The organism is Serratia liquefaciens ATCC 27592, assembly GCF_000422085.1.
In the GTDB taxonomy this organism is placed as follows: Bacteria; Pseudomonadota; Gammaproteobacteria; order Enterobacterales; family Enterobacteriaceae; genus Serratia; species Serratia liquefaciens.
Map to the genome: position 1 here is coordinate 1381441 of NC_021741.1, position 13562 is coordinate 1395002.

Genomic DNA, 13562 nt, shown 5'->3' on the forward strand with positions numbered 1-13562 from the left:
TTATGGGATTTATCCCCCTCGCTGTTCTATGTGTTGTGTGGTACTTCAGTAATCGCTATCGATTAGTGCATAAGTGCATTCTTAATTATTTTATCCAGGTCTGTTAGAGGACAAAATAACCTTGAGGAATGCAGGATGCCAACTATCACTAAATCAAAATCACTTTATACTTTGACGCGACCCGTTTGGTTAGATGCTGCGGGCATGAGCAAAGGAATTGACCACGATCGTCAACATCTGGGGATTATTCTCGCCGCCGGCCAAGTGGTGCGCGTTCGCCAGACCAATGCGGCCTTTAGCGGCAAGCTGAAGCTGCGCTTGCTGAACGACGACAGCAAAACCGAGGCCGAATTCACTATCGGCAGCAGCTGGGTTGAGGCCAGCGTGAAGGCCGTATCCGTGCCGTTTATCGACACGCCATACGCGGCTGGGGCGCCCGTCGTGGAGGTTGAGTACCCGGACACGTCGAAAATCTTGCCGGTCTACCGTAAAGGCGAAAACGAAACGGCGTTCTTCGCCCGCTGGGATAATCAGGATGCGGAATTTGCACTTGTCGAGTCCGACTACGCGGCGCTGCTGGTGCCAAAAATCAGCAAAAAAGAGCTGAAGGCGCTGGGCGAAGCTAAAAACATCGACGGCCTGATCGCCTATTACGATCGCATTTTCACTTTTTATAATGCGCTGGCGGGGGTGTCATTCGAGGCTGAGAATGCTTCGGATCTTAATATCAAAAACCGCTACTTTATTAAGGCCGATAAAAATGGCGCCGGCGCTGCTTATTACGGTGGTCGTTGGACGGCGGAAACCAGTAATTCGGTCAGCAGTTTCTGGCTAACCCCGAAAGACAATAACTGGGGAAGCCTGCATGAAATTGCCCATGGTTATCAGGGCCATTTTATGGGCGATAAATACTTCGCCACCGGTGAGATGTGGAACAATATCTATGCTGCCTGTTATCAGGACGTGATGCTGGGGGCGCGCAAATATCAAGAAGGCTGGTTGTATGCGCATGGCGATATGGCTGGCGTGGAGAAGGTTATTGTTGATTTTATCGCCAAAGCGACTCCGCTTAATCAATGGGACCTGCGCTCGAAACTCTACTTTGCGGTTCTGATGGTGGATAAGGCGGGCAAAAATGCCTTTACCCACTTTAATCAGCAATACCGTAAAAGTTGCAACACCCCAGGCTTTGTTCCTTCCGAACATGCGCTGCTGGATATGCTCAGCGAAAGCTTTGCGGTCTCCGGCGAGCAGGTTGACGTTACGCCATTTATCCAACTGGTCGGCGGCTACGTCACACCGGCCCAGCAGAAGCGTAATGTCTTTAGCCATGCGAAAGCGGTTTATCCTCTCTATCAATTGGTTGCCGCGCAGGATCTTGATGCGGTGAAAACGCAGTTGAAGCTGGACTCCACCCTGCGTCTGGTGGATTCCGCCCAGTTGAAGGCTACCGGCCTGAAAGGCAACGTTACCCTGAGCTTTGACATTGACGATTTCGCCCAGATTTACGGCGAAGATCTGATCCTGCTGGAAGGGGCACGTTACGTTCGCAAAATGCGGATCGACAGCTCAACCCTGGTGCTGAAAGAGCTACCGATTGGCGTTTATACCCTGCGACTGCCTACCGGCAAAGACCGGAAGTATCAGTTGGCCCATGCTTACCTGGTGCTGAAACAGGGCGATAACGCGCTGAAGCTCGGCTTGGTTAAAAAAGTTGCGTCGCCGATCGCCACGCAAGAAATTAACCTGTTGGGGCTGAGTGATGCCGTTTTCGCCACGATTGTGGCCGATCGCGGCAGGGGCAAAGTGGTGATTGACGTTACCAGCAAGGAACCGCACTCTTACTTCCCCGGAGAGACCTATGCCAAAATCACCCTGCGCAATGCACAAGATGCGGTGATCTTCAGCAAGGATATCCAGGGTACCGCCGCGAGCCTGAGCCATGATGAGTTGCCTCTTGCCGTCGGCGACAAAATTGAAATCTATCATGTGGAGCCGGGACGCGTACGGGTGGCACCGGCCTCTCCGGATATCATTGATAATAAAAATAAAACCAACGTATTGACGATCACCCAATACGGATTGAAGAACGAAACCTTGTCGGGAGATCCGCAGGCAGCTCTGTTGGTGCGTCTTGAGGCAGCGGTACAGCGTCTGCGTGAATACCGTCAGGCCTATTTAGCGCCGTTCAGTGAGTTTAAAGACGATATCTATCTGGCGATCAATACCTTCGACAGCCCGCAGCGCGAGCAGTTATCGGCAAGCTATCAGGACTGCATTCCGGCTCACAATACCCGGCCGGGAGATCACCTGGGCAATGCCTTTACCATTGCCGGCAAAGGCATTGGCGATCGTCAGTTCCTGACCGGTACGGTCGATCTGGTGAAGAAAACTTTCACCCTGTCGATTGGGGCAGGGATTGCACATCATTACTTCACGGATGTTTATGCGGCCGTTAGCTACACGGATGCGGAAGGAAACGTACTGTATAGCGATGAGGTGGTGGGTAACCAAGAGCAACAGGCTCGTTCGGTCGTGTTGCCAATTTCCGGCTACGGCGGCGAGGTGATTCAACTGCGGCATGAGGAACCGGATAACCGCCTGATTATCACCAACGAGATGCAGCATGTCCGGCTGGCTGAAAAGGGCAAGCAGCAGAGCTATTGCCTCACGCCGGTGGGGTTGGAGCGGATGGCTGAATAACCTGTAGCAAGGCGGTTAATGGCGCCGGGTTGATCACCCGGCGCTGTTTTAGTTTAAGAGCCCAAAAGCCAAATCGATTGAGAAACCCTGCACTGATCCTTATACTGCCGCACATATTCAAGGCGTGCGGCACTTATTTGATTTAACAACGCGAGCACGCCTTCCGGTTTACAAGCTAAAGGCAATTCTATGATCAACAATGACGTGCTGCGCAGCGTGCGCTACATGCTGAGTATTAACGACGCGAAAATGGTCGAGATTATCAAGCTGGATAATTTCGATGTTGCGGTCTCGGCAATGGGTGCTTACGTCATCAAAGAAGGTGAGCCAGGTTTCGAGAAGTGCCCGGACGAAGTGATGGCTCACTTCCTGAACGGTCTGGTGTTTTTCAAACGCGGCAAGGACGACAAGTTCCCGGCGCCGGAAGTGGAACTGCCGATCACCAATAACCTGGTGTTGAAAAAGCTGCGCGTGGCGTTTGAGTTGAAAGATACCGACATGCATCAGATTTTCACCGCCGTAGATTTCCGTATTTCCAAGCCGGAGCTAAGTGCGCTGTTCCGCAAAGAAGGCACCAAAAACTTCCGCCCGTGCGGCGATCAGATGCTGCGTTATTTTCTCAAAGGCTTGGCGCAACGTCTTCGCGGCGCATAAGTTACGCCACCATTGATGAAACCCGCTGCCCAACGCCAACATCCTGTTGGCGTTGTTCTTTCTGCGATATGAACCAAAATCGAGCTTAACTCTTATTTAGCGCCTCAAAAACGGCTCCAATTCTCCGCGTCGTCATCGGCAACCGCTGGTCCTTTTGCTGCGGTAATAACCTGCGGCCGGACATTAATCGCGGCGGGCACGGACGTGGATAGTTTGAAAACGGCGACGGTTTGGTTCAAGTGATTGGCCTGATCTTCCAGCGCACTGGCGGCGGAAGCTGATTGTTCAACCAGCGCGGCATTCTGCTGGGTCACCTTATCCATTTCGTTAACGGCCTGCGCGATCTGTGCAATCCCACGGCTTTGTTCTTCTGAGGCGCTTGAGATCTCCTGCATGGTTTCCGTGACCTGACCGATGGCGGTTACAATCTCCGTCATGGCTCCGTTAACGTTCTCCACCAGATCGTTGCCCTGACTGACGCGCAGCACCGACGTATCGATCAGCGTTTTAATTTCTTTGGCTGCCTGAGCGCTGCGCTGTGCAAGGTTGCGCACTTCACCGGCGACCACGGCAAAGCCACGGCCTTGTTCACCTGCACGCGCCGCTTCCACTGCCGCATTCAGGGCCAAAATATTGGTTTGGAAAGCGATACCGTCAATGACGCTGGTGATATCACCAATTTTGCGTGAGCTGTCGGCGATATCGCTCATGGTGACCACCATTTTGCGAGTAATCTCGCCGCCGTTGATGGCACTTTGCGAAGCGCTTTTCACCAACGAAGTGGCAGCGCCGGCGCTCTCTGCGTTGTTTTTCACCGTAGCAGAAAGCTGCTCCATGCTGGCCGCCGTTTCTTCCAGTGAACTTGCCTGTTCTTCCGTGCGGCTTGAGAGGTCGTTGTTACCCGCGGCAATTTCCTGCACGCCGGTATAAATATTTTGCGTGCCTGCACGGACGGCGCTGACGGTATTCGCCAGCTCATCACGCATATTGACGAGGCCTTGCATCAGCTTGCCAATTTCATTATTCCCACTGGCATTAATTTCTATCGCCAAATTTCCGTGTGCAATTTCAGCTTGATAGTCGATAATCTGATTGATTTTGTTGATCACATATTTTCTGATCCAGACCAGTACCACGCCGGTTAGCAGAATAAAGATGAAAATAAACGTCAACGATAAAGGCACCATTTTATGGTAACTGTCCTGTGCCGCAATACCCGCTGGAGTAATAATATCGTTGGCAACGTAGGCTGAGGTCTCATCAAGCGCAGACATGAAATGCGTGGCTGAGCTATTGTGCATAATTGTTTGGAAACGGGAGATATCGCCATCTTCCAGGCTGATAATTAATTTAAGCAGGTCGCCGCGTGCTTTTTCATACAGATTCTTGACGTTCTTGGTCCGCGCTTGTTCATCCTGATCCTTCAGTGACAGTTGATAAAATTCTTCCATCAATTTATCAACTTCAGTGAGGCGCTGGCGAAGTTCGCCCAGAGATTTTTTTGCATTGTGATTTTGTGGCTGCGTGCTGAGCATCAAGGCATCTTTCAGCACGTCTTCACGGATCTCGGTAACGGAAGCGTAGGCATTATCCATTGCCATGATTTGATTAAAGCCGGAGGAGATTTGTGTAATGCGGTTATTGGTGCCTGAGGCATCCAGAATGCTCCATGCGCCGGAGAATATCTGAATAATACAGAATAGGGTTAAAATCCCCATTAGCCCGTGGGAGATTTTTAATCGTTCAAACATAGTACAACCTGAGATTTCAGTGAGGTGCCAGTGCGGCAAATAACACTATTTTGCCGCGAGAAGTGCTGTGTGTTTTCGGCAGATTACGATAAAACTTTAGTGATTAATTGGGGGCGGGATTTGAGTGCCATAATATCTTTGTTTTTAACTTTTCGTTTTTAGTTGAAACATACAGATAACATGAACTGGCCTGAGACCTATTATCCAAAGCCCGGCAGTAAAGTAATAGCGATACCTCGAGGGAAAATAGCTTAAGATTTTGTAACGGAGCGTATTTATTTTTCCAGGTAATTATTAATCATGTTTCTATTTTGATGGCGGTGCAGCCAAACCCAAACAGGGCTCAGACTGCTGACAAACGCTCGAAAAGGCTAAACCGGTAGGGGTCGAACATATTCGACCCGATTTAATTCATTGATTATGCTATTGGGCGCAGCATGCAGCGCCCCTACCATTAAACAACAGAGCACTTTGTCAACGGCTTCAGCTCGCAGGGGGGATTGGCGAAGCGCCGAGCAATTGCTGCGCCAGCGATTCTGCGTGTTGCGCCACCTGCGGCAACCCCATCAGTTCACCGAAGCGTCCGCGAGCGGCGGGGCCTGCCACGTAGAGACGATCGTTACTTTTTCCCTGGCGATCAATCGCTCGCGAGTGGGCATCAACCCAAATTCCCAGCGCCAGCGGATCGGGCTGGATAGCCCCTTCCGCTGCGAGCTGCTTCAGCAGCGTATCGCTGTTGAGCAACGCACCGTGCGCCGGGCCAGTTGTGACAATCAGTTTATCCACCCGCAGAGTTTCCGTGGCGGCTTTACCGCGTGCCTTCACCGTCAGAATGAGCGTTTCTTTGTCTACCTCAACCTGCTTAAGGCTGGCGGCCAGCACCTTAAGGCGCCCATTTTGCTGTAGCAGGGACAATACCTCACTGACCTGCGGTGCAATGCGGTAACGGTGCACGTCCCACCATGGACGCAGATGGCGTAGAAAACGCCGCTGTTCTTTCAGCGAAAGCCGTTGCCAAATCTGCTGTCCGTTCAGCCGTATGTCATCCAGTACCCCTTGCCAGGGCAGGCCTTCCTTGGCGGCCAGCGCTACTTCCTGTCGGACTCGCCGCAGCCAGGCGCGGGCGCTGTCGGCCTGTGGACGCCGATAATCAAGCTGGCGAGGCGGCGACTCACCGGTCAGATTTGGCCGGGGCAGCAGGCCGCGGCGCGAGAATGCCAGGATCGGCCCACGATGCCCCTGGCGGTCAAGCGATGCCACCACGTCAGACATGGTTAACCCGGAACCGATGATAGCCACCCGCGCACTCTTCTCCACCTCGATTAACGCATCTGTCCGCCACGGGTTGGCGATAAGGCCTGGATGGTCTTGCGGCACCTGCTGTAGTTGTCTCGGTACGTCAGGGGGCGGGTGGCTGATGGCCAGCACCACCTCATCCGCGCGATATCTATCCCCGGAGGCCGTCAGCACCTCTGCATTTTGCAGCGCCACGGCATAATCCTGAACATGGGTGACCTCTACTGGCGATGTTTCCAGCGCAGCGGCCAGCTTGTCGACGATATAGGCGGCAAACCGTCCCCGTTGCGGATAAAGGCTACCATCCGTCCAGAGCGCTTTGTCATCCTGTTTGAGGCCTCCCTCAGCCCTCAGCCAGCGGTCGAAGTCACCTTCTTCGGCGGCGGAAAGCTGCATACGTGCGGCAGGGACGTTTATGCGATGCGCCGGGTCGACCGTGCCATAAGCCACGCCCTGAGCCAACTGGGCTCGAGGCTCGATAACGATCACCTTCAGGCCGGATTGGCCCAACCGCGCCAGATGAATAGCCAGCGCGGTACCGCTAAAGCCGCCGCCAATGATGACAATCTGCCGATCAGCCATGACTTAACACCGGTTGCTGTTGGCGTTCCAGCTCGCGAACCCGCGGGATCACTTCGCGGCCAAAGAACTCCACCTCTTCCTGAAAATGCAGGAAGCCCAGCAGCATCAGATCCACGCCGGCTTGTTTGAGTTCGACGATCCGCTCCGCTATCTGCTGCGGGGTGCCAATCAGGTTGGTTTTGAAGCCATCGTTATATTGCACCAAATCTTCCAGCGTCGATTTCGCCCAGTTACCTTCCCCCTCAGGGGAGGCGCTACCGGCATTTTTCACCTCAGACTGGAACCCTTTCACCGCATCCGGATTCGCATTGTCCAGGATATCACGCAGTACGCTTTGCGCTTCCTGCTCCGTTTGGCGGGCAATGACGAAGCCATTGACGCCGATCTTGACCTTGTGCTGATTTTCGGCGGCTTTTAGCTGGATATCTTCAACCTGCTGACGGATACCTTCCGGGGTGTTGCCGTTGGTGAAGTACCAGTCGGACACTCGTGCGGCCATATCCCGCGCGGCTCTTGAACTGCCTCCCTGGAAAATCTCCGGTTGTGGATCCAGCGGTTTCGGCTTCAGCGAATAGTCGCGGAAGCGGTAAAAATCACCGGCAAAGGTGAAGCTGTCCTGCTGCCAGATGCCCTGCAGGCAGCGAATGAACTCTTCCGAACGCAGATAGCGCTCCTCGTGATCCAGCCAGGGTTCGCCAATGGCTTTGAACTCGCCCCGGAACCAACCGCTGACGATATTGACCGCAATACGCGCGTTGGACAGATGGCTGATGGTGGCAATCTGTTTGGCGGCGAGGGTTGGATTCCATGGGCCCGGCAACAGGGCGGCGATGACCTTGAGCTTCTCCGTCGCTCCCAGCAAGTCCTGTGAAAATGTCACCGACTCATGTTGATTATCCGCGCCATAGCCGGCGGTAAAGCGGATCTGCGTCAGGGCATAGTCAAACCCGGCGCGCTCGGCAATTTGCGCCAGCTTGCGGTTATAGTTTGCATCCCAACTGGTGCGCTGAGGAATTTGGCTGATCACCAGGCCACCCGACACGTTAGGGACCCAGTAGGCGAACTTGATCGGTTCATTGCTCATGGTTTTCTCCTCAGTTTCACTTTTTCACCGGACGACGATCGCCGCCGATGGTTTCTCCAAATGGCCCGGTGTTAACCGTGCGCTGACGTTTTTCGACGTTGCCCGCCAGCGGCAACAGCGGCATTACCAATTCGGCAAACCGATGAGCCTCTTCCAGGTGCGGATAACCCGAGAAAATAAAATTAGTGATCCCCAATGCCTGATATTCACGGATGCGTTCGGCAACCTGTTGTGGATTGCCGACCAATGCGGTACCTGCGCCGCCGCGCACCAGCCCCACGCCTGCCCATAAGTTGGGGGCGATGCGCAAACTGTCCTTCGAGCCACCGTGCAGTGCGCTCATACGGGCCTGTCCGGTCGAGTCCATACGCGAGAAAATTTTCTGTGCGGCGGCGATGGTGTCATCATCCAAATGGGCAATCAGTTTGTCGGCGGCAGCCCAGGCTTCCTCTTCCGTTTCCCGAACAATGACGTGCAGGCGAATGCCGTAGTCCAGCGTGCGTCCGCGCTCCTGTGCGCGCCGACGCACCACGGCAATTTTCTCCGCCACCTGCTCAACCGGTTCTCCCCAGGTGAGATAGGTGTCGATCTGGCTCGCCGCCACCTCCAGCGCTTCCTCTGACGAGCCGCCAAAAAATAGCGGCGGCCCGTTCTCCTGTACCGGCGGGAACAGCACTTCAGCGCCTTCAACCCGCAAATAATCGCCCTGAAAATCGACCTTTTCGCCTTTCAGCAGGCGGGAATAGACCTCCAGAAACTCGCGGGTGACCTGATAGCGCTCGGCGTGACTGAGGAAGATCCCATCGCCTTTGTTCTCGATGGGATCGCCACCGGTCACCACGTTGATTAACAGACGTCCCTCCGAAAGGCGATCCAGCGTGGCGGCCATCCGCGCGGCAAGGCTCGGGGGCTGCAACCCAGGGCGCACGGCGACCAGATAGCGCAGACGTTTGGTGAGGGGGGCGAGTGCGGCAGCGACCAGCCAGGAATCCTCGCAGCTTTTGCCGGTTGGGATCAGCACGCCGTAATAGCCAAGGTTGTCTGCCGCCAGCGCAACCTGTTGCAAATAAGGCAGATCTACGGCTCTTCCGCCCTCGGTCGTGCCCAGATAACGGCCGTCGCCGTGGGTCGGTAAGAACCAGAATACGTTGATGTTTTGCGCCTGCCGTTCGCTCATTAGTCATTTCCTATATAACGATATCTTAATTTATTCAATAGAATATCCATGCTTGGTTATAAACAACCAAGCAGAAAGCATGCCAAAATGATTGGTTATTTTTGTTCTTATCTATTAACGGGTTAGCGATTTTTGCCGTGGACGGTTTTGCTGCAAATGCAGCAGTGACTGATGGCAGGCTGTTGCATTTGCAGCAACGGGGGCGGTCGAGCCTCTCGTCTTGTCTGGCCGCTGTCGGTATTGTTTCTGTACTGTTCCCTTAAAGGTATCGACGATGCAAAGCTCCGGTCCGCAGTTAATTGATCCCGCTTCTCTTGCCTTCCAAAACGTTCTGGATCGTCTGGCTCCGACGGACGCCACCGTGCTTATCGTGGGCGAAACCGGCACGGGTAAGGAGCTAATGGCCCGCTATCTGCACCATCACAGCCTAAGGCGCGATCGCCCCTTTCTGGCGGTGAACTGTGGCGCGCTGACGGAGAGCCTTGCCGAGTCGGAACTTTTTGGACATGAGAAAGGTGCTTTCACCGGGGCGGTGGATCGCCACCAGGGTTGGTTCGAGGCGGCAGAAGGGGGCACCTTGCTGCTGGATGAAATCGGTGAGTTAAGCCTGCCGCTACAGGTAAAGCTGCTGCGTGTATTGCAAGAACGGGAAGTGACCCGGGTGGGCTCCCATCGGCCGGTAAAAGTGAACGTCCGCGTCGTGGCCGCTACCCATGTGGATCTGGCGAATGCCATCCGCGAACGCCGCTTTCGTGAAGATCTTTATTACCGGCTCAACGTGGCCGCCGTCACTCTGCCTCCCTTGCGCCAGCGGCGGCAGGATATTCCACTGTTGGCTGAGCATTTCCTGACGCTGTACGCGTGGCGGTTGGGGCGCCCTCAACTGCGTCTTAGCGCAGAGGCGCTGGCCACGCTGATGGATTACCCGTGGCCGGGGAATATCCGCGAGCTGGAAAACACCCTGCATAATGCGGTGCTGCTCAGCAAAGCACCGCTGATTACGCCGCAACAGCTGAGGCTAAGCGCTGAAATGGCCAGCTTGCCGCCTCAGGGGGATGCTTCGCTGGACAGCTTTCTTCGCCAGCAGTTGGCGGGTAACGATGGCCCCCTCTACCAGCGGGTGATCGACTCGCTGGTGCGCAATGCTTTTGAACTGAGCCAGGGTAACCAGTTGCAGGCCGCGGCGCTGTTGGGCATCAGCCGTAATACGCTGCGTACCCATCTGGGGCATCTTGGCTTAATCAAAGCCAGGAGAAGCGCCGGCGGCACGGCGTTAAAATCAGGCCGGGAGACCGGCAGCCGCGAACGCGAACTGCGTATTGGTTACCAGAAGTTTGGCAACCTGGGAATACTCAAGGCCCGCCAGTCGCTGGAGGCGCGCCTGGCCGACAGTGGGGTGAGCGTGTTGTGGAGCGAGTTTCCTGCCGGTCCTCAGTTGCTGCATGCCCTGACTAACCGAGAGATCGATTTTGGCACCACCGGCGAGGTTCCTCCTTTATTTGCTCAGGCCGGCAACAGCCCATTGCTGTACGTTGCCTGGGAACCGGCCGCACCACAAAGCGTGGCGTTGCTGGTTATCGATGACAGCCCGATCCGCACTCTTGCCGACCTGCGCGGAAAGCGGATTGCGGTCAATAAAGGCTCCAATGTGCATTATCTGCTGTTGCAGATCCTTGATGAAGCCGGATTGACGCTGGAAGACGTACGGGTGGTTTATGCGCCGCCAAAATACCCGCTGACCCCCAGCGATCATCATGCGGTGGATGCCTGGATGATGTGGGATCCCTTGCTGAGCGATGCCGAACAAAGCGGGCAGTTCAGGGTTATCGCCAACGGCGTAGGGCGGGTGAGCAACCATCAGTTCTATCTTGCTCACCGCGATTTCGCCGGCCACTCTTCCGATTTGCTGCACGGCCTGATGGCGGCGCTGGAACAAACCGGGCGCTATATTGACGCCCATCGCGACGAAGCGGCAACGCTGCTGTCGGCCGAACTGGGACAAGGTATCCCCTCGCTCACCCACGCACTGGCTCGCCGCAGCCATCAGACACGCCGAATGGATTTAAATATCATTCGCCAGCAGCAGGCGATAGCCGATCGTTTTTACGCTTTGGGGCTGTTACCCCGAGCGATTAAAGTTCGCGAGGCGATATGGCAGTGACGGGTTACTTCCGTCATCAACCCAGTTCCCTTGGCGCTAATGCATTCATCAAAGTGGGCTGCGGCTTGTTTGTGATCAATCGAAAAGCGGCATTTAGCCGTGTGAGTCGAGAGCGTGGTGCATACCAGAAAGCCCCGCCAGCGCTGTAATAACAGAAAGTATACTGCACCTTTTTTGCTCGCCGATTGTGCAGCGCTGGTGCAGGATGATTATTTTATTGTCATAAGTTTTAATTATAATTTATTGAAATCATACGATTAAAAATTGGCACGTCGGTTGCTCTATTGAATCCCATCTTGTGTACTAGATGGAATTCAGCCGATGACCCAGCCTGTTAATACGCTACGTGGTTTTACCCTCAGCGAATGGCAACACCACTATCACACCCGCCCGGCCGACGAGCGCATTGCCTGCGTGCGCGCTACCCTGACTGCACTGGCCGCCGACCTGCCGGCGGATGACAACGCCTGGCTGTATCTTGCCAGCGCCGCACAGCGTGAAGTGCAGTACCAAAGATTGGCGCAGTGGCTTGAAGCGGTTGCCGGCGATATCAGCCAGCTTCCGCTGTTTGGCGTCCCCTTTGCGGTAAAAGACAATATCGACGTCGGCGGCTGGCCGACCAGCGCGGCCTGCCCGGAGTTCGCTTATCTGGCGGCATCGGATGCCACCGTGGTCACCAATTTGTGCGCTGCCGGAGCCATCGTGATCGGTAAAACCAATCTCGATCAGTTTGCGACCGGGCTGGTGGGCACCCGTTCGCCACACGGCGCGGTGGTCAACAGTTTCGATAGTCGTTACGTCAGCGGCGGTTCCAGCTCCGGTTCGGCGTCGGTAGTGGCGCGCGGCCTGACGCCGTTTTCTCTGGGCACCGACACCGCAGGTTCGGGGCGCGTTCCGGCAGGATTCAACAATATTGTCGGCCTGAAACCGACCAAAGGCGGGTTGTCGAACCGTGGCGTGGTGCCCGCTTGCCGATTGAATGACACCGTATCGGTGTTTGCCCTGACGGTGGCGGACGCAGCGCTGGTGGCCGAATTGGCCGGCGGCTATGACGCAGCCGATGCCTATTCCCGCATTAACCCCCGTACCGCCCCGGCGGATTTACCTGCGTCACCTCGTTTCGCGGTGCCTGCGCAACTCGAATTTTTCGGCGATGTGCAGGCCGAGCGGGCATTTCAGCGGGCGCTGGTGCAGTTGAAAAGCAGCGGCGTGACGCTGGAAACCCTCGATTTTACGCCGTTTCGCGTGCTGGCGGAGCAGCTCTACTACGGCCCTTGGGTGGCGGAGCGTACCGTGGCGGTCGAAGCGGTGCTGAGCGCCAACCCGCAGGCCATCAATCCGGTGGTGCGCGGCATCGTCAATAACGGCCTGAAGTACAGCGCCTGCGATGCTTACAAGGCGGAATACCTGCGTGCCGAACTGACGCGGCAGATTGAGCAGCAACTGGCTCCCTTTGATGCGCTGGTGGTGCCGACCTCGCCGACGATCCGCACCCTGGCGGAAATGGAGCAAGAGCCGGTGTTGTTTAACTCGCAGTTCGGCACCTACACCAATTTCACCAACCTGGCCGATCTGAGCGCACTGGCGCTGCCTGCGCCGATGCGTGACGACGGATTGCCTGCCGGTATCACCCTGATTGCACCCGCCTGGCACGATCGTGCGTTGGCGGCGTTCGGCCAGCGCTGGCAGCAGGCCCAGGATCTGCCGCTTGGCGCAACGGGTCGCCGGTTGCCTGCTGCTCAATTCTTGACGCCATCCAGCCAGCACGTGCGGGTAGCGGTGGTCGGTGCGCACCTCAGCGATATGCCGCTGAATTTCCAGCTCGTGCAGCGCGCGGCAACCTTCGTAGAGCAAACCACTACCGCGCCGTGCTATCGCCTCTACGCCCTCGCCAATAGCCAACCGCCAAAGCCGGGGTTGGTCAAAGCCGCTCAGGGGGCCGCCATCAGCGTCGAACTATGGGATATCCCGCTGGCGCGTTTCGGCGAGTTGGTGGCCGAGATCCCGGCGCCGCTGGGTATGGGCACCTTGCTGCTGGCAGACGGGCGACGGGTGAAAGGCTTTATCTGCGAACCCTGGGCGCTAGAGGGCGCGACGGACATCACTGAATTTGGCGGTTGGCGCCACTACATCGCCAGCCAGAAGGGGGCCTGA

The 13562-nt window shown here is 55.7% G+C and carries 8 protein-coding genes; 4 read left to right on the forward strand and 4 right to left on the reverse strand.

The annotated features are described in order from the left end of the window. Window positions 1-135 precede the first annotated feature (135 nt). Together M495_RS06470 and M495_RS06475 are read left to right on the forward strand one after the other, a co-directional pair. The gene (locus tag M495_RS06470; RefSeq protein ID WP_041414328.1) at window positions 136-2703 is read left to right on the forward strand and encodes a putative mucin/carbohydrate-binding domain-containing protein; all 2568 of its coding nucleotides are present in this window, start codon (window positions 136-138) and stop codon (window positions 2701-2703) included. Window positions 2704-2892: 189 nt separating this feature from the next. After that, window positions 2893-3357 carry a YehS family protein gene (locus tag M495_RS06475; RefSeq protein WP_020825833.1) on the forward strand — a complete coding sequence of 155 codons (465 nt, stop codon included), beginning with the start codon at window positions 2893-2895 and terminating at the stop codon, window positions 3355-3357. A gap of 104 nt (window positions 3358-3461) precedes the next feature. Here the strand turns inward: M495_RS06475 and M495_RS06480 are convergent, their stop codons facing one another. The 4 genes from M495_RS06480 to ssuD all read right to left on the reverse strand — a co-directional run bounded on the left by M495_RS06480 (window position 3462) and on the right by ssuD (window position 9247). Continuing rightward, window positions 3462-5108 (reverse strand): methyl-accepting chemotaxis protein, encoded by a 1647-nt coding sequence (locus M495_RS06480; protein ID WP_020825834.1) that lies wholly within the window; start codon window positions 5106-5108, stop codon window positions 3462-3464. Between the two features lie 483 nt (window positions 5109-5591). Continuing rightward, a complete protein-coding gene (locus M495_RS06485; protein WP_020825835.1) occupies window positions 5592-6986 on the reverse strand; it encodes an FAD/NAD(P)-binding protein in 1395 nt (464 codons plus the stop codon). Beyond that, complete coding sequence (gene sfnG, locus M495_RS06490; RefSeq protein ID WP_020825836.1) at window positions 6979-8070, reverse strand: dimethylsulfone monooxygenase SfnG; 1092 nt, start codon at window positions 8068-8070, stop codon at window positions 6979-6981. Before sfnG ends, M495_RS06485 begins: the two co-directional genes overlap by 8 nt. Before the next feature lie 16 nt (window positions 8071-8086). Then, window positions 8087-9247, reverse strand: a complete 1161-nt coding sequence (ssuD, locus tag M495_RS06495) for an FMNH2-dependent alkanesulfonate monooxygenase (protein WP_020825837.1) — start codon at window positions 9245-9247, stop codon at window positions 8087-8089. Between the two features lie 274 nt (window positions 9248-9521). Between ssuD and M495_RS06500 the strand changes: the two genes are divergently transcribed. Both M495_RS06500 and atzF read left to right on the forward strand, forming a co-directional pair. Further along, entirely contained in the window at window positions 9522-11408 is a 1887-nt protein-coding gene (locus tag M495_RS06500) for a sigma-54-dependent Fis family transcriptional regulator (protein ID WP_020825838.1), read from the forward strand. A gap of 321 nt (window positions 11409-11729) precedes the next feature. Next, entirely contained in the window at window positions 11730-13562 is a 1833-nt protein-coding gene (gene atzF / locus M495_RS06505) for an allophanate hydrolase (protein ID WP_020825839.1), read from the forward strand.

Excerpts from the sequence above, each read along its gene's own strand:
- M495_RS06470 (WP_041414328.1), top strand. The coding sequence starts at position 136 with ATGCCAACTATCACTAAATCAAAATCACTTTATACTTTGACGCGACCC.
- M495_RS06475 (WP_020825833.1), top strand. The coding sequence starts at position 2,893 with ATGATCAACAATGACGTGCTGCGCAGCGTGCGCTACATGCTGAGTATT.
- M495_RS06480 (WP_020825834.1), bottom strand. The coding sequence starts at position 5,108 with ATGTTTGAACGATTAAAAATCTCCCACGGGCTAATGGGGATTTTAACC.
- M495_RS06485 (WP_020825835.1), bottom strand. The coding sequence starts at position 6,986 with ATGGCTGATCGGCAGATTGTCATCATTGGCGGCGGCTTTAGCGGTACC.
- sfnG (WP_020825836.1), bottom strand. The coding sequence starts at position 8,070 with ATGAGCAATGAACCGATCAAGTTCGCCTACTGGGTCCCTAACGTGTCG.
- ssuD (WP_020825837.1), bottom strand. The coding sequence starts at position 9,247 with ATGAGCGAACGGCAGGCGCAAAACATCAACGTATTCTGGTTCTTACCG.
- M495_RS06500 (WP_020825838.1), top strand. The coding sequence starts at position 9,522 with ATGCAAAGCTCCGGTCCGCAGTTAATTGATCCCGCTTCTCTTGCCTTC.
- atzF (WP_020825839.1), top strand. The coding sequence starts at position 11,730 with ATGACCCAGCCTGTTAATACGCTACGTGGTTTTACCCTCAGCGAATGG.